Raw genomic sequence first — 21,010 nt, forward strand, 5'->3', positions numbered from 1 at the left:
ATCAGATGTCTGATCTCTATGTTATGGTGGTGATACTAAATGACAATTAAAGCGGATCATCGTCATCTATACTTACAAGTTATTGACCGTTTAAAATCAGATATAGATAAAGGGATTTATTGTGAAAACGAAAAATTACCTTCTGAATTTGAACTTTCAAAAACACTCGGAGTAAGTCGTGCAACGCTTCGTGAAGCACTTCGACTGTTAGAAGAAGAAAATATCATAGTCCGTCGTCATGGAGTAGGAACATTTGTAAATCCAAAGCCAGTATTTTCATCAGGCATTGAACAATTATCGAGTGTATCATCTATGATAGAAAACGCTGGGATGAAGCCGGGCACAATTTTTATTAGTGCAAAGGAAGAAACGGCAACGGAAGATGATGTGGAACGCTTCCAAACGGACATTGATGACAATGTTATCACGATTGAACGTGTAAGGACGGCAGACAATGAGCCAGTTGTCTACTGTGTAGACAAAGTACCGGCAAGTTTACTGCCAAAAGAATTTATAAGTGATCAAAACGTTTCAATATTTTCGGCATTAGAGCAAACTGGTGCCATCCGTGTCGCATATGCGGTGACCTATATTGATCCTGTAGGCTTCCATGATGAAGTATCGCCGATATTAAAATGTGGCCCGGAAACATCTTTACTTGTATTGAAACAGCTACACTATGACGAAAGTGATCGTGTAGTGCTTTATTCAAAAAATTATTTCAGAGCTGACAAATTTAGTTTCCATGTAGTACGAAAACGGGTGTAGAACAATAATTTCTATTATTTAATTCCTGCTAATATCAATTACCTTTGAGGGGGACTCATTAATGAAAAAGCGTAAATTTGGTTTATTAATTTCATCTGTAGTAGCAACTGGAGCAATCTTAGCTGCATGTGGTACCGACGAAGAAAAAACGGATTCAAAAGACACTTCAAACAATGATACTGGTTCTGAAACAAACACTGGTTCTGGCGACGATGTATTTTCTATCGCAATGGTAACGGATGTTGGTGGCGTTGACGACAAATCATTCAACCAATCAGCTTGGGAAGGTGTTCAGAAGTTTGGTGCTGACAACGGCTTATCTAAAGGTAACGGTGGTTTCGATTACTTACAGTCACAATCAGATGCTGATTACAATACAAACTTAAACAACTTATTACGCCGTGACTTCGATTTAGTATTCGGTGTTGGTTTCATGATGGCTGACGCAATGTTAGAAGTAGCAAATGAAAATCCAGATTCACAATTAGCATTAATTGACTCTGCTGACGTAACTGCGCCTAACTTAGTGAATATTCTTTTCAAAGAGCAAGAAGGTGCATACTTAGCGGGTGTAGTTGCCGCTGAAATGTCTCAAACAGGTAAAATTGGTTTCGTTGGTGGCGTTGACATCCCAGTAATTAACCGCTTCCACGCTGGATTTGTTGAAGGTGCAAAAGCAGTTAACCCGGATATCGAAATTCAAGTAAACTATACAGGTGCATTTGATGATGCTTCAAAAGGTAAAATTGCTGCAAACTCTATGTACTCTTCAGGCGTAGATATTATCTTCCACGCTGCTGGTGGTACAGGTAACGGTGTATTCTCTGAAGCAAAAGAACGTAAAGCAAAAGACAAAAATGCAAACGTATGGGTAATTGGTGTAGATGCTGACCAGTACGCTGAGGGTCAAGTAGATAGTTCAACAAACATCACATTAACTTCTATGTTAAAAGGTGTTAACAACGCAGTAGTTGATGTAGCTAAACAAGCTAAAGAAGGTAACTTCCCAGGCGGCGAAACAATCGTTTACGGTTTAGCTGAAGATGGTGTTGGCTTAGCAGATTCTCGTGGTGCAATTCCACAAGATGTAATGGATAAAGTAGAAGAATATAAAGAAAAAATTGCTTCAGGTGAAATTACAGTTTCTGAAGAAAAACCAAAACAATAATATACACTTTAACGGAGTAATCATCATGGGGGAATTATTCCCCTATGATGATTTTCTACTGTATACAATAATTTTAAATATTCTGCAAAGTATGATTTATATTAACGGAAATTTCATAATTGTGGAAATTGTAAAAATGTAAGCGTTCTATTCCAATATAATAATGAAAAAGATATAATTGTTATGATATCGAATGGTATAATTGGAATAAAAGGTTGGAATAAAAGTTAATAGATGAAAGATTTTGTAAAAAATCTTTCATGTGTTAATTTCAAAAAAATTTTTTAAAATATAAATAAGCCTAAGGGAGTGAGTCTTGTGGAATACGTGATTGAAATGCTGGGAATCCGAAAAGAATTCGGAAGTTTCGTAGCGAACAATAATATCACCCTCCAATTAAAAAAAGGCGAAATTCATGCACTACTCGGTGAAAATGGTGCAGGTAAGTCGACTTTAATGAATGTGCTTTTCGGTCTTTATCAACCTGAAGCAGGTGAAATAAAAGTACGTGGGGAATCGGTGAAAATTACTGATCCAAACAAAGCAAATGATTTAGGAATCGGAATGGTTCACCAACACTTTATGCTTGTTGAGAACTTTACGGTAACTGAAAATATTATTCTAGGTAGTGAGCCTACTAAACTAGGAGCTATTAATATCAAGGATGCAGCAAAAAATATTGCTGCTTTATCCAAAAAGTATAATTTGGACGTTGACCCATATGCAAAAATTGAAGATATTTCAGTTGGGATGCAGCAGCGAGTAGAAATTTTAAAAACACTATACCGCGGTGCAGAAATTCTGATTTTTGACGAGCCGACAGCTTCATTGACACCACAGGAAATTACGGAATTGATAGCTATCTTAAAGCTTCTGATTAAAGAAGGTAAATCGATTATTATTATTACACATAAATTAAAAGAAATTATGGAAGTATCAGACCGTGTAACGATTATTCGTAAAGGTGAAGGGATTGGAACCGTTATAACAGATGAAACTAATCCGGATCAACTTGCTGAATTAATGGTAGGTCGTCAAGTGGAATTCAAAACCGAAAAAGGGGAAGCTCATCCTACAGAAGAGATTCTTAATATAGAAAATCTAATCGTAGCCGATTACCGTAATATTGATAAAGTAAAAGGTCTGAACTTATCGGTGCGTCGAGGTGAAATTGTCGGTATTGCCGGTATTGACGGGAATGGTCAATCGGAATTGATCGAAGCGATTACAGGATTACGTAAAATTAAAAGTGGTAAAGTCACTTTAAACGGCAAAGATATTACCGGTTTAAAGCCGCGTGATATTACAGAAACAGGTCTAGGGCATATACCTCAAGACCGACATAAGCACGGACTAGTATTGGACTTTCCGATTGGACATAATATTGCACTTCAGACTTATTACAAGTCACCGATTTCAAAAGGCTTCATTATGGACTACCGAAAAATCAGTGAAAAAGCACGTCAAGTAATTGAAGAGTTTGATGTTCGTACGGGTCAAGGTGAGATGACTCCTGCACGCGCACTTTCGGGTGGTAACCAGCAAAAAGCAATTATTGGGCGCGAAGTGGATCGTGATCCGGATCTTTTAATTGCTGCACTTCCTACACGCGGACTGGATGTTGGCGCCATTGAGTTTATTCACTCTCGCTTAATTGAACAGCGTGATAAAGGGAAAGCCGTATTATTGATTTCCTTTGAATTGGACGAAGTAATGAACGTTTCGGACCGTATTGCGGTAATTTATGATGGAATGATTGTAGATACTGTTTACCCGAAAGAAACTTCCGAACAGGAACTTGGCTTATTAATGGCCGGTGAAAAGCGTAAGGCAAAGGCTATCAAGGAGGGGAACGAATAATGTCAAATCGAGTTGTAAATATACTCGTTCCACTCATCTCAGTAATTTTAGGATTACTGGTTGGTGGTATCATTATGATTGTTAGTGGCTATGACGCCATTGAAGGATATACGGCCTTATGGAATGGTATCTTTGGAGATGCCTATTCTATCGGTAATACCATTCGTCAAATTACACCGTATATTTTATCAGGTCTTGCTGTAGCATTTGCTTTCCGTACAGGTTTATTCAACATCGGGGTAGAAGGTCAGCTATTAATGGGTTGGCTTGCAGCAGCCTATGTAGGTTATGCAATCGAAGGGCTGCCACGAATTATCCATTTGCCATTGGCGTTACTTGCAGCAGCGGCAGCAGGTGCTTTCTGGGCATTTATCGTCGGTTTCTTAAAGGCAAAACTTCATGTACACGAAGTAATTGCTTCAATCATGTTAAACTACACAGCATTATACTTAACGAATGCTGCGATTAAATCATTGTCGGGTGGTAGCTTTAAAACACCGACTGTCTTGGAATCAGCAACATTACGTAATCAGTGGTTACGTGAAATTACCGATAATTCAAGCCTTCACTTAGGAATAATCGTTGCTATTTTAATGGTTGTTGTCATGTGGTTTATTTTAGAAAAAACTACTCGTGGTTATGAGTTAAAAGCAGTAGGTTTCAATAAAAATGCTGCTGAATATGCAGGGATGAACGTAAACCGCAATATTATTTTAGCTATGACAATTTCCGGTGTTTTTGCTGGTCTAGGTGGTGCGATGGAAGCATTGGGTACATACCAAAATGCATCTATTAAAGCAGCAGCATCAGGTATCGGATTTGACGGGATTGCCGTAGCATTGCTTGGTGCGAACAATCCAATCGGAGTATTCTTCGGTGCCTCTTTATTCGGTTCCCTGAAATACGGCTCTCTAAACATGCCAAATGCAGCTGGAATCCCAGAAGAAATTGTATCGATCATTATTGCGGTTATTATTTTATTCGTAGCATCAGGCTATATTCTGCGTGTCGCATTAGAGAAATTTGGAAAGAAAAAGGAGGGCAAGTAACATGAGCTTTTTAGAAGTGTTATACTTTATCGTCCCTTCCGCTCTTTTATACGCAACACCGCTTATTTTAACAGGTATCGGGGCTCTATTCTCGGAGCGTGCTGGGGTAATTGGTCTTGGTGTTGAAGGGTTAATGATTGTCGGTGCATTTACAGGTATTTATATAAACTTAGAATACTATGCTGACTTTGGGAAAAACGTCATTTGGCTATCTTTATTGGCAGCATTACTAGCTGGTGCAGTGTTCTCGTTAATTATTGCGGTTGCTGCTGTTACGTTCCGTGCAGACCAAACTGTTACAGGTGTAGCAGTAAATATGCTTGCTGCAGCGATTACAGTATTCTTAGTAAAATTAATTTACGGTAAAGGCCAAACGGATATGGTTTCTGCACCATTACAACGTTTTGAAATACCGTTTTTATCAGATATACCGTTTTTAGGACCACTATTGTTCCAGAATGTATACTCCACAACCATTATTGCATTGGTTGTTGCGGTAGGAGCATGGTTTGTTCTTTACAAAATGCCATTCGGTTTACGTATTCGTTCAGTTGGAGAACATCCAATGGCAGCAGATACAATGGGGATTAACGTAGCAAAAATGCGTTATATCGGCGTTATGATTTCCGGAGCATTAGCAGGTGTTGGTGGTGCGTCATTAGCAATGACATCATCTGGTGATTTCTCTGGTTCTACAGTAGCAGGACAAGGGTTCATTGCCATTGCAGCAATGATCTTCGGTAAATGGCATCCACTAGGTACATTAGGTGCAGCGCTGTTCTTCGGATTAGCACAAACGTTAAGTATCGGTGGAGGTAACATTCCTTTCGTTCAGGATATTCCATCCGTTATTCTGCAAGTTTTACCGTATGTGTTGACGATTTTAGCGTTGGCAGGATTCATCGGTAAAGCAGTTGCTCCGAAAGCTTCAGGGGTTCCTTATATTAAAGGGAAACGATAAATTTTAAAAACTGTCTGTACAAAGTATCTTTTGTGCAGACAGTTTTTTTGTGTCGATTAAGTGGATAGCGCGGATTTTATTAGCAAATTATATGAGTAATTAGATAAATCTAATCAACGAACCTTGACTCAAATTAACTAATTAGCTCAAACCTTATATCAAAACTTAGTTGTGCGGAGTGGAGGGGCAGACTCCTTGGGGATTAAGCATGCGCGGAAAATCCAGGTTGCTCCTGCGGTTACTAGTCGCAAAGCTTTATTCAAAGCTTTGGAGCCATGCCCTCAGGGTAAAAGGAACGAATGCTAAGAGCGTCACATCGTGTGACAACGCATTCGTGACCAACATCGTGTTGGCTTCCCGGAACGCAGTACAACGAACGTATTAAGAAAAGCAGAAAGTGTAAAGAAATCAATTTTTTAAATTTAAAACAGCAAATACTTTTTGTTCATATTTGTCACGTTTTAGGGAACACTTAGTACGTATAATAACTTTGCACAAATGAAGGTAACACATGTATAGTAGAGAAGAAGCAATTTTATCCATATTCAAGAGGTAGTCAGGAGGAGTTTTTTTGTTTTTAAAGACAGAAATTGCGAAAGGTGTTTCGCTTCATATACGACAAACCGCTCAATTTAAGACGGTTAACTTTTCGATCAAGTGGAGAGCGCCATTAAATGAAGAAACAGCGGCAGAGCGTACTGTATTATCGAATGTACTGCAGCACAGTAACGAGAAATTTCCAACAGCGGCTAGTTACCGTAGCTATTTAGATGACCTTTTTGGGACGGTATTGTATTTTGATACGACAAAGCGCGGTCAAGAGCATACTGTACTATTAAATGTCGAAACGGTTAATGACCAGTACTTATCGCATGGCAATGTACTAAATGAAGTAATTAGCCTTATTCAGGAAGCCATCTTTAAACCGAATTTTGAAAACGGAGTATTTAAAGAGGCCATTGTAAAACGTGAAAAAGAAATGGTCATCCAACGTATCCAATCGATTTTTGATGACAAATCTCGCTATGCACAAAAACGTTTAACAGAAATTATGCGTCCTAATAGCGCAGCGTCTATTTCTGCGAACGGAACAATTGAAACGGTAAAAGCAATTACACCACAATCACTTACAAAAACATATGAAGAGATGATCGCAAATGATGTGATTGATATTTATGTTGTAGGTGATATTAATGTTCAAGAAATGACTGAGCAGTTAAAAGCAGCATTCCCATTTGCTGACCGTAATGTACCACAATCGACAAAAGAAAATTCCACTTCGACAAAAGTTGAGCCATATACAAAAGAAACACAGGAAATGAAGCAAGGAAAGCTGCATATCGGCTACTCGACACCTGTACGTTTTGGAGACGAAGATTTCCCGAAAATGCAAATTTTCAACGGGATTTTTGGCGGCTACGCACATTCAAAATTATTTATGAATGTGCGTGAAAAAGAAAGCTTAGCTTATTATGCTTCAAGCTCCTATGCTTCACACTACGGATTATTATTTGTCGTTTCAGGCATTGAACCGGCAAATGAAGAAAAGGCGCGCAAATTAATTGACGAACAATTAAAAGTGATGCAGAACGGTGAAATTTCTGATTTAGAATTGGCGCAAACGAAGGCAATGCTCATTAACCAGTTAAAAGAAGCATTAGATTCGCCACGTGGGCAAATTGAAATTTTTGACCAATATAAAACTTTAGACGAACCGTTTACATTAGATACGTGGACATTGCGCTGGCAATCTGTCACAAAAGAAGATGTGCAGAAAATGGCGCAGCAAATCGAATTGCAAGCAACGTATTTCTTATGCGGTAAGGGGGAGTAATCCATGGAGACAATTGAATTCCAGCAACTAGATGAAACATTATATTTTAAGCGATTAAATAATGGATTAGACGTATATATTTTGCCGAAAAAAGGTTTTTCCAAAACATTTGTAACGTTTACAACTAAATATGGTTCGGTTGACCGTACTTTTGTACCGCTTGGAGGGACTGAGCCTATTACAGTCCCTGATGGTATTGCCCACTTTTTGGAGCATAAAATGTTCGAAAAGGAAGATGGAGATGTATTTCAAAAGTTCAGTGAAGTAGGTGCACAGGCCAATGCCTTTACATCGTTTACAAGAACGGCTTATTTATTCTCGGCAACAGATCATATATACAAAAGTACCGAGACATTACTGAATTTCGTTCAAGAGCCTTATTTCACTGAGGAAACGGTTAATAAGGAAAAAGGAATTATCGGTCAGGAAATTACGATGTACGATGATCAGCCTGATTGGCGTTTATATTTTGGTGCAATTGAAAATATGTATCATAATCACCCTGTGAAAATCGATATCGCCGGTACGATTGAATCAATTGATGGTATAACGGCGGAGCATTTATACACATGCTACAACACATTTTATCATCCATCGAATATGCTGCTATTCGTTATCGGGGCAGTAGATCCTGTTGAAATGATGGCATTTATTGAAGACAATCAACGTAAAAAGACGTTCCCAGAACCGACTGATATAACAAGAATGTTTGATGAAGAGCCGACAGATGTTGCGAAAGCAGAACGCGTTCTTCACATGGATGTTCAAAAGCCGAAAGTTTATGTTGGATTAAAGGCTAAACAAGTCGATCTTAGCGGCGAAGAAATGCTCAAACATGAACTTGCTGTACAAATTGCCGTAGAATGCTTATTCGGGCGTGCTTCTTCGTTTTATACGGATGTTTATGAAGACGGCTTGATTGATGAGTCATATGGATATGATTTTACTTTGGAAAAAGGATTTGGTTTTGCTTTAATTGGATCCGATACAGAACAGCCAGAGCAGCTTGTTAACTTGATTAAAGAGAAGTTGGCACAGGCAGAAAGTGATAACTTATTCACGACTGAAGATGTAGAACGAATTAAACGCAAAAAAATCGGATTATTCCTGCGAGCACTAAATTCAATTGAATTTATCGCAAATCAATTTACACGTTATAAATTCAACGATATGAACTTATTCGATGTTGTCCCGGTTCTTGAGACAATTACTGTTGAAGATATTGAAAAAGCATTTGAAACAATTCAAGGTGAAGACCAACAAACCGTGTTTACAATCATGCCGATTAGTGAGCGCGATAAAAAATGAAGAAATTTGCATTAGTGTGCGGTGCTTCCGGTGCGATTGGGCAAGCTATTTGTCAGCAATTGGCACAGGATGGTTGGTCACTCTATCTGCATTACCATACTGGGCATACTGTCATTGACGGTATGCTTCAGATTTTTACCGAAAAGTACCCGAATCAGGAATTTATGCCAGTAAAAGCAGATTTCAGCAGTGACACCGGGGCGGAGCAAATTGCCGCCCAAATTTTTTCGTTGCAGGCGATCGTCTATGCGAGCGGCCATGCATTTTATGATTTATTGGAAAATACACCAGCCGAGGAAATGACGAAACTTTGGCATGTCCATGTACAAAATCCAATGCGTACGACGGCATTGCTCGCGAACAAATTACGAGCGAATAAAGTCAGCTATGTACTTGTAATTGGTTCGATATGGGGTGATGTCGGTGCAGCCGGCGAAGTCGCATACTCAGCTGTAAAAGGCGCCCAGCACAGCTTCGTGAAAGCATACTCGCAGGAAGCGGCGTTTAGCGGCATCCGCGTTAATGCGATTGCACCTGGTATCATTAATACGAGCATGAACGCAAAGTTAAATGCTGAAGAGCGCGAAATGATCGAAAGTCAAATACCATTGCAATCATTTGGTGAGGCGATTGATATCGCGAATATGGCGGCTTTTTATTTGAGTGGACGAGCTAATTATGTAACCGGACAAATAATTCGTGTTAATGGCGGATGGTACATATAATTTCCCGATATCCGCACATACTATTTGTGCGAGAGGAGGGATAAGCCATATGGGAATTTTACAAAACTGGGAGCAATGGACAAGCTTTTTAGGTAAACAAGTATCTGACGCAAAAGAAAGCGGCATGCCTACTAAAATGATTGAGAAGGCCGCAGTTCAGATTGGTGAGTATCTAGCGAAAAACGTTGACCCACAAAATGAGCAAGAGCGTGTATTATCAGATTTATGGTCAGTTGCTGAGAAAGATGAAAAGCAAGCAATTGCCAGCTGTATAATGAAACTTGTTCAAAATAAGCCAACACATTAATTGAATTTTGAAAAAAATGTCACTCACAAATCAGTGAGCGGCATTTTTTTCGGTCTTAAAATTTCTGTAAGAGGTTTTTCTAAAATAATTTCAAGAAATCTAAGAAAAACGTGGGTTTCTAACTTTTCAATAGGTACAAAATCCGCTATGATGGAACTTATAAGAAATAAAAACGTTTCTATTACGAGGGGACAGATAAAAAAATGGGCGAATGGTATTTTGAATACGAAATTCAAGTGAATCGACCAGGTTTATTAGGCGATATCGCTTCGCTACTAGGGATGCTTCGTGTTAATATTGTCTCGATTAACGGTGTGGATGAAGGGCATCGAGGTATGTTGCTGTCTACAGAAAACGAAGAATCAATTCAACGGTTTATTTCAATCGTTTCCACAATGGAAAATATTAATGTGACCAGATTTCGTGAACCAAAGTTGCGGGACCGGCTGGCAGTTCGCCATGGGCACTATATCCCAAGGGATGCTGATGAAAAGAACACATTCCGATTTGTCCGGGATGAATTAGGAATTTTAGTTGATTTTATGGCTGAATTATTTAAGAAGGACGGTCATAAATTAATTGGAATTCGAGGAATGCCTCGTGTAGGAAAGACAGAATCGATTGTTGCTGCAAGTGTTAGTGCCAACAAAAGATGGATTTTCATTTCTTCTACAATGATTAAACAAACAGTTCGTAATGCTTTAATGGGCGATGAGTTTAATGGGAATAATATTTTTATTTTAGATGGTGCTGTGACGCGTCGTTCTACTGATGAAAGGCATCAGCAGTTAGTTCGGGAAATCATGGGAATGCCGACGATTAAAGTCATTGAACATCCAGATCTTTTTGTACAGCATTCATCATATAAAATAGAGGATTTCGATTATATTATTGAGTTACGCCACGATCCAGACGAAGAAATTACTTATGAAATAATTGAAAAGAACAATATGTTATCAAGTACCGATCATTTTGGAGGATTTGAATTTTAAAAATAAAGTAATTCATATTATTATGAATTAATTAGTTTAATATATTAAAAGTAGGTGTTTTTTTTGACAGAACTAGGAGCTCGCTTGAAAGAAGCGAGATTAGCTAGAGGCTATAGTTTAGAAGATTTACAAAATATCACGAAGATTCAGAAGCGGTATTTAATTGGAATAGAAGAGGGCAATTATGCGATTATGCCCGGGTCATTTTATGTACGAGCTTTTATTAAGCAGTATGCAGAGGCTGTTGGATTGGATGCGGATGAAGTTTTAACAGAGTATCGTAAAGATATTCCGGAGATTCAGAAAGAAGAGGTAGCGCAATCTTTCTCACAAAGTCCAAGTCGACGTTCAATGAAGGCATCATCTAGTAATAAAATGATGGAAACAATGCCTAAAATAATAGTAGCTTTATTTGCAATTGTTATTATCATTGTGATTACTACACTTTCTATGAAAAAAATAGGTAGTGTTCCAGATGTAGTGGAAGAAGATAATAAACCCGTTGAATATGAACAAAATCCAAACTCAACACCGAGTAAACCTGTAGAAGATACAGTGGAAAACAACGAAGAAGATGAAGAACCAGTAGTAGAACCGATTGAAGAAGATCCTGAACCTGCACAAGTTATTAGCTCAGGTGTTGTTTCCGGTGAAGATACAACGTTTGAAGTATCCGGAACAGATACATTAAATGTCCGTGTTGAAGTGTCAGGCGATACATGGGTTGGTATTCGTAATGAAAATCGTGATGAGAAAATCCCGGCACGTGTTTACAAAGCAGGAGAAATTGCGGAAAATGATTCAACATCAGATGGCTATGCAAGAATTCGTTTAGGAAACTCAAAAGTGGCTAAAGTGTATATAAATGATGTAGAATTAACATACGCACAAGATCTTATGACGCAAAATATTATTTTGAAATTAGTGAATGAAGAACAACAAGGAGAGTAGTCATCTATTAAGATGGCTCTTTTCTTTCGATGAAAGGTGTTAACAAATGAACATTCCAAATAAGATTACAGTCTCCCGCATTTTATTAATCCCAATATTTGTGATTATAATGATGTTTGATTTTGGTTGGGGGAATATGACGTTGTTTGGCGCAACGATGCAAGTGAACTATTTTGTTGGTGCACTCGTTTTTATTTTAGCGTCCGCAACGGATTGGGTAGATGGCTATTATGCCCGAAAATATAATTTAGTGACGAATTTAGGGAAGTTTTTAGACCCGCTTGCAGATAAACTGCTCGTTTCAGCTGCTTTTATATTATTGGTGGAAATTGATTTAGCACCTGCCTGGATTGTCATTATCATCATTTCACGTGAGTTTGCGGTAACAGGCTTACGACTGATTTTGGCTGGTCAAGGTGAAGTAGTGGCCGCAAATCAGCTTGGTAAAATTAAAACATGGGCCCAAATTGTTGCGATTTCAGCATTGATTTTGCACAATACCATTTTTACTTTAGTTGGCATACCATTTGATATGATTATGCTATATGTTGCACTTTTCTTTACAGTATGGTCTGGATGGGATTATTTCTACATTAACCGTCGTGTATTGTTGGATTCAAAATAAATAAATATATTTCAAAAACTAGGTTAGATTTTCTTTATGGATAGGAATAGTAGTATTATGAATCCATATAGGATAAAACAAATTCCCGCACTTTTACGTTTGTACGGGGGAGTGTTTTTCTAATCTAGTTTTTCTTTTATTTTATATAGGGGGTCTTTGAATGAATGCAGAAATTATTGCGGTAGGATCGGAACTGTTATTGGGGCAAATCGCCAATACGAATGCAAAGTTTATTTCAAGTCAGCTATCTGAGCTTGGCATTAATGTATATTATCATACCGTTGTAGGAGACAATGAGGCGCGACTTCTAGAGGCAATCCGTATTGCAGAACAGCGTGCAGACCTTATCATTTTCTCTGGCGGCTTAGGACCGACAAAGGATGATTTAACGAAGGAAACGATTGCAAAGCACTTAAATCGTAATTTGGTATTTGACGAGACAGCACTATATGCAATTGAAGAGTTCTTTTCGAAACAAAAACGTCCTATGACGGAAAACAACCGTAAACAGGCACTTGTATTGGAAGACTGCGATGTGCTGCTAAATCAGCATGGAATGGCACCAGGAATGTTTTTATCCGAAAATGACCGTATTTATATTTTGTTACCTGGACCACCAAAAGAGCTTGAGCCAATGTTCCAATATGAAACAAAGCCGAAGCTAGCGGCACTTTTACATGATGGTGGCGTTATTTTATCGCATGTTCTGCGCTTTTATGGCATTGGGGAAGCTGAACTGGAACACCGTATACAAAAAATATTGGATGAACAAACGAATCCTACCGTTGCGCCGCTTGCTTCAGATGGAGAAGTTATGCTGCGGATTACAGCGAAAGCGCAAAATGAACAGCAAGCATTTCGTTTAATTGAATTAAAGAAACGTGAAATTTTGGATATCGTCGGAGAGTATTTTTACGGGGTTAATGATGAATCACTAGGTTTTAATCTTGTCCAAATGCTATTGGAAAATGAATTAACGATTTCTGCCGCAGAAAGTTTAACTGCCGGTCTGTTCCAATCAGAACTTGCGGAGATTCCTGGTGTCGCATCCGCTTTAATTGGCGGCGTCGTGACGTATACGAAGGAAACAAAAATAGAACAGCTCGGTATTTCTGCCGACCTTCTTGAAGAATATGGGATTGTAAGTAGTGAATGTGCTGCTGCAATGGCTACAAAAGTTCGCGAAAAATTTCATACAGATATTGGTATTGGGCTAACGGGCGCAGCAGGACCAGGCAGTCATGACGGTCTACCTGCAGGGGCCATTTGGGTAGGAATTAGTATCTGCGACCTTGAGCCCTTCACGTATCGTTTGCAGCTAACAGGATCCAGAAACACAAACCGGATTAGGGCGGTTAAATTTACATTCAGCTATTTAATGAGAGAGCTAGCGAAACAGGGTTATAAAAAGTTGATCTAGTTTAAGGTTTATTGGAAAACTGAGCCTTTGGAAGCGGAAAATAAGGCTTTCAGAAGATTTCTAAGAAAAAGCGAAAATATGTTCGCTTTTTTCTTGAATGTTATCTCATTAGCAAGTATAATAGAGACATAAGTTAAATAAAGCTTTTTTCTTAAGGAGGAAATAGTTTGAGCGATCGTAAAGCAGCGTTAGACATGGCGTTAAAACAAATAGAAAAACAATTCGGTAAAGGTTCTGTCATGAAGTTGGGTGAAAATTCAAACCGACATATGGAGACAACTTCATCAGGCTCTATCGCAATTGATGCCGCATTAGGTATAGGCGGGTATCCACGTGGACGTATTGTGGAAGTATACGGACCAGAGTCTTCAGGTAAAACAACGGTAACTTTGCATGCCATTGCGGAAATTCAAGCAAATGGCGGAACAGCTGCATTTATCGATGCTGAACATGCATTAGACCCGGTATATGCACAAAAATTAGGTGTTAATATTGATGAGTTATTATTATCTCAACCGGATACAGGTGAACAAGCACTTGAAATCGCAGAAGCCCTTGTACGTTCAGGCGCAATTGATATTATCGTAATCGACTCTGTTGCAGCATTAGTGCCAAAAGCAGAGATTGAAGGCGAAATGGGTGACTCACACATGGGTCTGCAAGCTCGTTTAATGTCCCAGGCATTACGTAAATTATCAGGTGTTATTAATAAATCAAATACACTGGCAATTTTCATCAACCAAGTTCGTGAAAAAATCGGTGTAATGTTTGGTAACCCTGAAACAACAACTGGTGGACGTGCCCTTAAATTCTACTCATCTATTCGTCTGGAAGTCCGTCGTGGTGAGGCAATTAAGCAAGGTACGGAAATTATCGGTAACAAAACAAAAATTAAAGTTGTAAAAAATAAAGTAGCACCACCATTCCGAACAGCGGAAGTGGATATTATGTACGGCGAAGGGATTTCGAAAGAAGGAGAAATCGTCGATATCGGTGCAGACCTGGATATTATCCAAAAGAGCGGATCATGGTATTCATACAATAATGAACGAATTGGTCAAGGCCGTGAAAATGTAAAACAATTTTTAAAAGAAAATCCTGCAATTAAAGAGGACGTTACAGAAAAAATCCGTCAACATTTCGGAATCGGTGAGCTTGGCTATACAATCGGTGCCAATGACACAGCAGAAGAAGAAATCGACGAACTGGAATTATTTGAAGAAGAAAAATAATTATTGTGTACCCAAGCGAATGGCTCCGCTTGGGTTTTATTTGTTTGTTTAGGGCAGGCAGGTTAGCTAGTAGCAAATGGCAATTATATAAGAGCAGTGACGAATATGTTGCTTGAAGTGGCGAATAAATTTCAAAGTGGCGATTAAATATAAGAGAGTGACGAATAAGTTACTGGAAGTGGCGAATACGCGCTGGGATTTGATGAATAAAATACAGGGAGTGACGAATAACCGGATGAATTTGGCGAATATATGTTTAGGGAAGTTCTTTAAGCGATACTTTCTTCATAAAAATGTGAGGGAAAGTTAAGGAATGTGTCTATAAAAACTATATAAGTGTCGAATAAAGTTATCTTTCCGGCAAAAAAGTCTCTCAAATCAATAAATATAAAAAAACCTTTAAACATGGCTATTCTTGACATACCTAATTATGAACTATACAATTAAAATGTATAATTTCTAAATTTTGAAATGAAATAGGCAATATGTTTGAATATTTGAAAACATATATAGCCGACTAGAAGAACATCAGACATATCAGCTTAGGAGGGATTAGTATTATGGAAATGATTCTCCCTGCTTTGCTAGGATTCGCTGTCGGTGTTGCTGTTATCTATTTTTACATGAAAAACGTGAATGAATCAAAAGTCACTGGTGCAAAGCATGTAGCTGAACAAATCGTAGAAGATGCGAAACGTGAAGCAGATGCTCTGAAAAAGGAAGCACTACTTGAAGCAAAGGATGAAACTCACAAATTTCGTTCTGAAGCAGAAAACGACATTCGTGACCGTCGTGGAGAGCTTCAGAAACAAGAGAACCGTTTATTGCAAAGAGAAGAAAATCTTGACCGCAAAGATGATACTCTGAATAAAAGAGAGACGAGCCTAGAGCGTAAGGAAGAAGCTCTGGCAAGCAGACAACAGCATATTGAACAGATGGAAAGCAAAGTAGAAGAACTTGTTGCAAGTCAAAAAACAGAGCTTGAGCGTATTGCGGCTCTGACACGTGAAGAAGCAAAAGAGGTCATTTTGAAGGAAGTTGAAAATGAACTTTCAACTGATATTGCAGTAATGACAAAAGAAGCGGAAACACGTGCGAAAGAAGATTCAGACAAAAAAGCTCGCGAAATATTATCACTTGCACTACAACGCTTTGCAGCTGACCATGTTGCCGAAACAACAGTGTCCGTTGTAAATTTACCAAATGATGAGATGAAAGGTCGCATTATTGGTCGTGAAGGTCGTAACATTCGAACACTGGAGACGCTAACTGGTATTGATTTAATTATTGATGATACACCTGAAGCAGTTATTTTATCCGGCTTTGATCCGATTCGCCGTGAAACAGCACGCCTTGCACTAGAAAAGCTAGTTCAAGATGGTCGTATTCACCCGGCACGTATTGAAGAAATGGTTGAAAAATCCCGTCGTGAAGTGGATGAACAAATCCGCGAAACAGGTGAGCAGACAACATTTGAAGTAGGTATTCATAACCTACATCCAGATTTAATGAAAATTCTAGGTCGTATGAAATACCGTACAAGCTATGGTCAAAATGTATTAAAGCATTCTATCGAAGTTGCACATTTAGCAGGGTTGCTTGCTGCAGAACTAGGTGAAGATGTTACATTAGCCCGTCGTGCAGGTTTATTGCATGATATTGGGAAAGCGATTGACCATGAAGTTGAAGGTAGCCACGTAGAAATCGGTGTGGAACTGGCAACGAAGTATAAAGAACATCCAGTGGTGATTAACTCAATTGCTTCTCACCACGGTGATACAGAAGCTACTTCTGTTATAGCAGTACTTGTAGCAGCAGCCGATGCATTATCAGCAGCTCGCCCGGGTGCCCGCAGTGAAACTCTTGAAAACTATATTCGCCGATTAGAAAAGCTTGAAGAAATTTCTGAAAGCTATGATGGTGTTGAAAAATCCTTTGCGATTCAAGCAGGTCGTGAAGTCCGCATTATCGTACAGCCTGAAAAGATTGATGATCTTGCTTCACATCGTTTAGCGCGTGATATTCGCAAACGTATTGAAGAAGAACTCGATTATCCAGGTCATATTAAAGTAACGGTAATCCGTGAAACACGTTCGGTAGAATACGCAAAATAAGCACTTGCCCTATTTATAACTATTAACCCCATTCCGTAGAAAAATTACGGGATGGGGTTTCTTGTTTAAATAAGGTTATGAAATTCTCAAAATTTGGTTGCATTTACAACAACATAGAAACAAATATAATATAGCCTTGAAAATTCATAAGGGACGAGGTTGCGTCTCGTTGTACATCGTTAGAGATAAAGGAAGTTTTGACTCTAGCAAATTCTAAATATATGCTTCTTAAATATCCTTCTATTACCATCAGAATATTCACGAAAAACGTTAGGGCAGCCCCAAATTTCATAAATCCCTTTTTTAAAAGCATTTTATATAAAATATTCAAAAGTATTTAGGGTGATATTATTCTAAATACTTTTTCTGTTTTAAAGAGTTAGATAAATTTGAGTAATGTACATTTCCTTTAATATAAGAAATATTAAAGGAATCTTACAATATTAGGTATATATTAAATAACTCGTGACTATAATATTAAAAAAGAATAGTTATGGTATTTTATGTAATCATTAGTAAGTTCATCCTATAATCTATTAACAGCAATATTCCAAGCTATCAATATAAACCTATCCGTACTATGCCTATTTTATTATTCTCACTTACATCCCACTAATCTCTGTAAGCTATTAGTAATGTGAAAGAGGAGGCTAGTTAATGCAAACAACATTAAGAGCAAAGCGTTTTACATTTGCGCAAATTGTGAAATTATCGCCGATTTTTGCAAGTAGGATGCTGTTTTGGAAAACGTTTAAATATAATTTGAACTTGGAAAACCCGCAAACGTTCAGTGAAAAACTTATGTGGCTTAAATTGTTTGAGGATGTAGAGTTCAAAGTGAGGTTTACTGATAAGGTGAAAATGCGGGAATATATGATTGCCCTCGGATATAGCCATTTACTAGTACCGATTATCGGTATTTTTGAAGAAATAGAGGACATTATTTTTGAACAATTACCAAGAAAATTCGTAATAAAATGTACCCATGGATCGGGGTTTACGATTGTCTGTGAGAATAAAAGAGAATTGGATTACCAAAAAACGAGATTACAATTAGCGGCAATGATGGCAACGAACTATGCACTTAGAAATGCGGAGCCTCATTATTCAAAGATTAAACCGAGAATTATTATTGAGCATTATATAGAGCCTTCAAGAAGCGACATTTCCAATGCATACAAAATTCATTGCTTCCACGGTGAGCCTAAAGTTATTGAACTTGCATTAGATCACAACACATCAAAGCAGCAAACAATTATGTTGACACCCGATTGGAATGATACGGGGTATATCGAGAAGAAGTTTCCTTATGAGATTTCGGAATCTAAGCCAAAACAGCTGGAAGAGTTAATGGCAATTGCTAAAAAGTTAAGTAAGCCATTTACGTATGTTCGCGTAGATTTAAATATCGTTGATGAAAAAATTTATTTTAATAAGCTGAGCTTTACTCCGGATGCTTGCCTAAATACCGAAATTAATGAGCAGGCCAACCGAGAGCTTGGGCAATGGCTTGAATTGAATATTGAGAAACGAAAACAACCTATTTCAATCGCTCGATCAAAATCTTAACAATGCTTTAAGTTATTTAATCAACTAATTCGCAAGGAGGATTTTACATGATTCCAGTTGTATCAATAATTGTCGCTACCAATAGTATGGAAGGCTCTGTTAAACAGTGTCTCCATAGCTTACAAAACCAATCATTGCAAGCGATCGAAGTGCTTATTATTAATCATGCTTTTACCGATGACACTGTCCGTCTTTGTGAAGAATTCATAAAAGAGGATGACCGTTTTCGTCTTATTGCATGTGATCAACCAAGTTTAAGTGAAGCAAGAAATAATGGAATAAAAGAGGCTAAAGGGAAATATATTGCATTTATTGATGGTAATGATTTCGTTGAATATACAATGTATGAAAAGCTGGTTCAGCGGGCAGAGCAAAAATATGCAGATTTCGTTTTATGTGGCTATACGAAATACTGGCCGGAAACGAATCGCAAAAAGCATTATAAAATCAATGAAGCGCTATTATCTAATTCTAATCCTGTAGATTATTTTCTGGCAAAGCATAATGAAGCATATGTTGTGGCGTGGAATAAGCTATTTTTACGGAAAATCATTCAGGATGAGCAACTGTATTTTGAAAATCGCACCTTTTTTGAGGATGTAGGGTTTGTTGCCCGTTATTTATCGTTTGCGAAAAAAATCGCAATTGTCAATGAGCCACAGTATAACTACGTACAAAGCGAGGGCAGGCCTACTAAAATCTACAATCCGTCCATCGCACAATCACATGAGCAAACATACTCACAACTCAAGCAGTTTTTTGATAAAAGGCAGTATCGAAATGTGATAGAAGCGTTAAATTTACGGCTCTATATTTACCGCTATCATTATGTATTATTGACAACTTCGAATACAAGGCATTTAAAATCCCTTGAACGGCAAATTATAAGGGAGAGTAAAAACTTCTCGCAGCTGCCGTGGAAACACCGGATGATGAAGCCGTTAGTAAGATTAAGAATATATCCAACGTTCTTCCGACTAGTACGTAAAGTTAAGGTATAAGAACTATTGTTTGCCAATAATTGAGGATGCTAAAACAAAATGACAAAGAAATTGATTGGAATGAGGGGGGCGACTCCTAGTGTACAAGCACTCGTGTCCTAGAAAACGTCTGCCCCCACAATGAAAATCACCCCCACTTTATGAGGAGGGGTCAAATTAATCTAAAAGCAGCTAAATGCATCATGGTTGACATCATTACCGTACAAATAGATTTATTCACTTTGATATTGGAAGGGGTAATGTCCGATGATTTTAGTCGTTGGGGGAGCAGGTTATATTGGAAGTCACGTTGTAAATCGATTAGTAGAAACAGAACAGGTAGTTGTCTACGATAATTTATCTACAGGTTGCCGAGAAGCAGTGAATGAACAGGCAATTTTTATAGAAGGTGAGTTAGCGGATGAGAAGCGTTTAACACATGTTTTTTCTCTTTTCTCAATAAAGACTGTTGTGCATTTGGCAGCAGCAAGCCCGGAAGTTGAATCTAATGAAAATCCACAACTTTATTATGAAAATAATGTTACAGCAACGTTAGTGTTGTTGAAGGTGATGCGGGAACATCATGTTAAAAATATTATTTACTCATCTACAGCGTTAACTTATGCCCGGACCAATGAGCCTTTACATGAGCAAAGTTATATCGAGACGACGAACTCATATGCAAGGTCTAAATACTTTAGCGAACAAATTTTGCAGGATTATACTTTGGCCTATAAGATGAACTGTATTGTGCTCCGCTATTTAAATGGTTCGGGTTCACAAGAAGGGGATTTAGTGAATGCCTTTTCTTTAGCATTGGAAACGGTTGCAAAAAATGAGCAGGTATTTAAAATTTATAATTTAGGAAATGGCCAAGGTTCCTTGGTAAAGGAAATAAAAGAAACTAATGAAGAAATAACGAATAATAATATTAATTTGTCCAGCAGCCGAATAGAAGATCAACCGGTATTTATTGAGAGTCTAAAAAAAATACAGCAAGAACTAGGCTATTATGCAGAGAAAAATCTGCAGCATATGATTTCTAATGCATGGAATGGTCACCAAAATAAAAATTTCAACTTCTGATTCTGTTACAATTCATTTTGTAGCAGTTTTTTTGCGTACATTCTAAAAACAATGGTAAAAT

Annotated in this window: 18 protein-coding genes; all 18 read left to right on the top strand. The window is 38.0% G+C overall.

Annotated elements, in window-relative coordinates:
- Nucleotides 1-39: 39 nt before the first annotated feature.
- Nucleotides 40-768: a GntR family transcriptional regulator gene (locus SNE38_RS03730; RefSeq protein WP_336045873.1), complete on the top strand. Its 729-nt coding sequence runs from the start codon at nucleotides 40-42 to the stop codon at nucleotides 766-768.
- 61 nt (nucleotides 769-829) lie between these two features.
- Nucleotides 830-1,936 (top strand): BMP family lipoprotein, encoded by a 1,107-nt coding sequence (locus tag SNE38_RS03735; RefSeq protein WP_336045874.1) that lies wholly within the window; start codon nucleotides 830-832, stop codon nucleotides 1,934-1,936.
- A gap of 318 nt (nucleotides 1,937-2,254) precedes the next feature.
- Complete coding sequence (locus tag SNE38_RS03740; RefSeq protein ID WP_336045875.1) at nucleotides 2,255-3,796, top strand: ABC transporter ATP-binding protein; 1,542 nt, start codon at nucleotides 2,255-2,257, stop codon at nucleotides 3,794-3,796.
- Nucleotides 3,796-4,845, top strand: coding sequence for an ABC transporter permease (locus SNE38_RS03745; protein WP_336045876.1), 1,050 nt, complete (start codon nucleotides 3,796-3,798; stop codon nucleotides 4,843-4,845). The genes SNE38_RS03740 and SNE38_RS03745 overlap by 1 nt, the downstream gene beginning before the upstream one ends.
- Nucleotide 4,846: 1 nt before the next feature.
- Entirely contained in the window at nucleotides 4,847-5,806 is a 960-nt protein-coding gene (locus SNE38_RS03750) for an ABC transporter permease (protein ID WP_336045877.1), read from the top strand.
- A 571-nt stretch (nucleotides 5,807-6,377) separates the two neighbouring features.
- A complete protein-coding gene (yfmF, locus tag SNE38_RS03755) occupies nucleotides 6,378-7,640 on the top strand; it encodes an EF-P 5-aminopentanol modification-associated protein YfmF (RefSeq protein ID WP_191702438.1) in 1,263 nt (420 codons plus the stop codon).
- 3 nt (nucleotides 7,641-7,643) lie between these two features.
- Nucleotides 7,644-8,948, top strand: coding sequence for an EF-P 5-aminopentanol modification-associated protein YfmH (yfmH, locus tag SNE38_RS03760; RefSeq protein ID WP_336045878.1), 1,305 nt, complete (start codon nucleotides 7,644-7,646; stop codon nucleotides 8,946-8,948).
- Nucleotides 8,945-9,673: an elongation factor P 5-aminopentanone reductase gene (ymfI, locus tag SNE38_RS03765; RefSeq protein WP_191702440.1), complete on the top strand. Its 729-nt coding sequence runs from the start codon at nucleotides 8,945-8,947 to the stop codon at nucleotides 9,671-9,673. Before yfmH ends, ymfI begins: the two co-directional genes overlap by 4 nt.
- Before the next feature lie 49 nt (nucleotides 9,674-9,722).
- The gene (locus tag SNE38_RS03770; protein WP_191698343.1) at nucleotides 9,723-9,980 is read left to right on the top strand and encodes a DUF3243 domain-containing protein; all 258 of its coding nucleotides are present in this window, start codon (nucleotides 9,723-9,725) and stop codon (nucleotides 9,978-9,980) included.
- Nucleotides 9,981-10,183: 203 nt separating this feature from the next.
- Nucleotides 10,184-10,972, top strand: a complete 789-nt coding sequence (locus tag SNE38_RS03775; RefSeq protein ID WP_191702441.1) for a DUF3388 domain-containing protein — start codon at nucleotides 10,184-10,186, stop codon at nucleotides 10,970-10,972.
- A gap of 54 nt (nucleotides 10,973-11,026) precedes the next feature.
- Nucleotides 11,027-11,923: a helix-turn-helix domain-containing protein gene (locus SNE38_RS03780; protein ID WP_318247656.1), complete on the top strand. Its 897-nt coding sequence runs from the start codon at nucleotides 11,027-11,029 to the stop codon at nucleotides 11,921-11,923.
- Between the two features lie 46 nt (nucleotides 11,924-11,969).
- On the top strand, nucleotides 11,970-12,548 hold the full coding sequence (gene pgsA, locus SNE38_RS03785; RefSeq protein WP_191702443.1) for a CDP-diacylglycerol--glycerol-3-phosphate 3-phosphatidyltransferase: 579 nt from the start codon (nucleotides 11,970-11,972) through the stop codon (nucleotides 12,546-12,548).
- Nucleotides 12,549-12,708: 160 nt separating this feature from the next.
- Nucleotides 12,709-13,968 (top strand): competence/damage-inducible protein A, encoded by a 1,260-nt coding sequence (locus tag SNE38_RS03790; RefSeq protein WP_191702444.1) that lies wholly within the window; start codon nucleotides 12,709-12,711, stop codon nucleotides 13,966-13,968.
- Between the two features lie 167 nt (nucleotides 13,969-14,135).
- Nucleotides 14,136-15,200 carry a recombinase RecA gene (gene recA, locus SNE38_RS03795; protein ID WP_191702445.1) on the top strand — a complete coding sequence of 355 codons (1,065 nt, stop codon included), beginning with the start codon at nucleotides 14,136-14,138 and terminating at the stop codon, nucleotides 15,198-15,200.
- Nucleotides 15,201-15,760: 560 nt separating this feature from the next.
- Nucleotides 15,761-17,314 carry a ribonuclease Y gene (gene rny, locus SNE38_RS03800; protein WP_336045879.1) on the top strand — a complete coding sequence of 518 codons (1,554 nt, stop codon included), beginning with the start codon at nucleotides 15,761-15,763 and terminating at the stop codon, nucleotides 17,312-17,314.
- Nucleotides 17,315-17,971: 657 nt separating this feature from the next.
- A complete protein-coding gene (locus SNE38_RS03805) occupies nucleotides 17,972-18,883 on the top strand; it encodes an ATP-grasp fold amidoligase family protein (RefSeq protein WP_191702447.1) in 912 nt (303 codons plus the stop codon).
- A 47-nt stretch (nucleotides 18,884-18,930) separates the two neighbouring features.
- Nucleotides 18,931-19,884, top strand: a complete 954-nt coding sequence (locus tag SNE38_RS03810) for a glycosyltransferase family 2 protein (RefSeq protein ID WP_191702448.1) — start codon at nucleotides 18,931-18,933, stop codon at nucleotides 19,882-19,884.
- Between the two features lie 246 nt (nucleotides 19,885-20,130).
- A complete protein-coding gene (locus SNE38_RS03815) occupies nucleotides 20,131-20,949 on the top strand; it encodes an NAD-dependent epimerase/dehydratase family protein (RefSeq protein WP_336045880.1) in 819 nt (272 codons plus the stop codon).
- Nucleotides 20,950-21,010: the final 61 nt, after the last annotated feature.

It is taken from the genome of Solibacillus ferritrahens (assembly GCF_037027585.1).
Lineage (GTDB): Bacteria > Bacillota > Bacilli > Bacillales_A > Planococcaceae > Solibacillus > Solibacillus ferritrahens.

Excerpts from the sequence above, each read along its gene's own strand:
- yfmH (WP_336045878.1), top strand. The coding sequence starts at position 7,644 with ATGGAGACAATTGAATTCCAGCAACTAGATGAAACATTATATTTTAAG.
- SNE38_RS03735 (WP_336045874.1), top strand. The coding sequence starts at position 830 with ATGAAAAAGCGTAAATTTGGTTTATTAATTTCATCTGTAGTAGCAACT.
- SNE38_RS03745 (WP_336045876.1), top strand. The coding sequence starts at position 3,796 with ATGTCAAATCGAGTTGTAAATATACTCGTTCCACTCATCTCAGTAATT.
- SNE38_RS03815 (WP_336045880.1), top strand. The coding sequence starts at position 20,131 with ATGATTTTAGTCGTTGGGGGAGCAGGTTATATTGGAAGTCACGTTGTA.
- SNE38_RS03775 (WP_191702441.1), top strand. The coding sequence starts at position 10,184 with ATGGGCGAATGGTATTTTGAATACGAAATTCAAGTGAATCGACCAGGT.
- SNE38_RS03730 (WP_336045873.1), top strand. The coding sequence starts at position 40 with ATGACAATTAAAGCGGATCATCGTCATCTATACTTACAAGTTATTGAC.
- rny (WP_336045879.1), top strand. The coding sequence starts at position 15,761 with ATGGAAATGATTCTCCCTGCTTTGCTAGGATTCGCTGTCGGTGTTGCT.
- SNE38_RS03810 (WP_191702448.1), top strand. The coding sequence starts at position 18,931 with ATGATTCCAGTTGTATCAATAATTGTCGCTACCAATAGTATGGAAGGC.
- pgsA (WP_191702443.1), top strand. The coding sequence starts at position 11,970 with ATGAACATTCCAAATAAGATTACAGTCTCCCGCATTTTATTAATCCCA.
- SNE38_RS03750 (WP_336045877.1), top strand. The coding sequence starts at position 4,847 with ATGAGCTTTTTAGAAGTGTTATACTTTATCGTCCCTTCCGCTCTTTTA.
- SNE38_RS03805 (WP_191702447.1), top strand. The coding sequence starts at position 17,972 with ATGCAAACAACATTAAGAGCAAAGCGTTTTACATTTGCGCAAATTGTG.
- ymfI (WP_191702440.1), top strand. The coding sequence starts at position 8,945 with ATGAAGAAATTTGCATTAGTGTGCGGTGCTTCCGGTGCGATTGGGCAA.
- SNE38_RS03790 (WP_191702444.1), top strand. The coding sequence starts at position 12,709 with ATGAATGCAGAAATTATTGCGGTAGGATCGGAACTGTTATTGGGGCAA.
- SNE38_RS03770 (WP_191698343.1), top strand. The coding sequence starts at position 9,723 with ATGGGAATTTTACAAAACTGGGAGCAATGGACAAGCTTTTTAGGTAAA.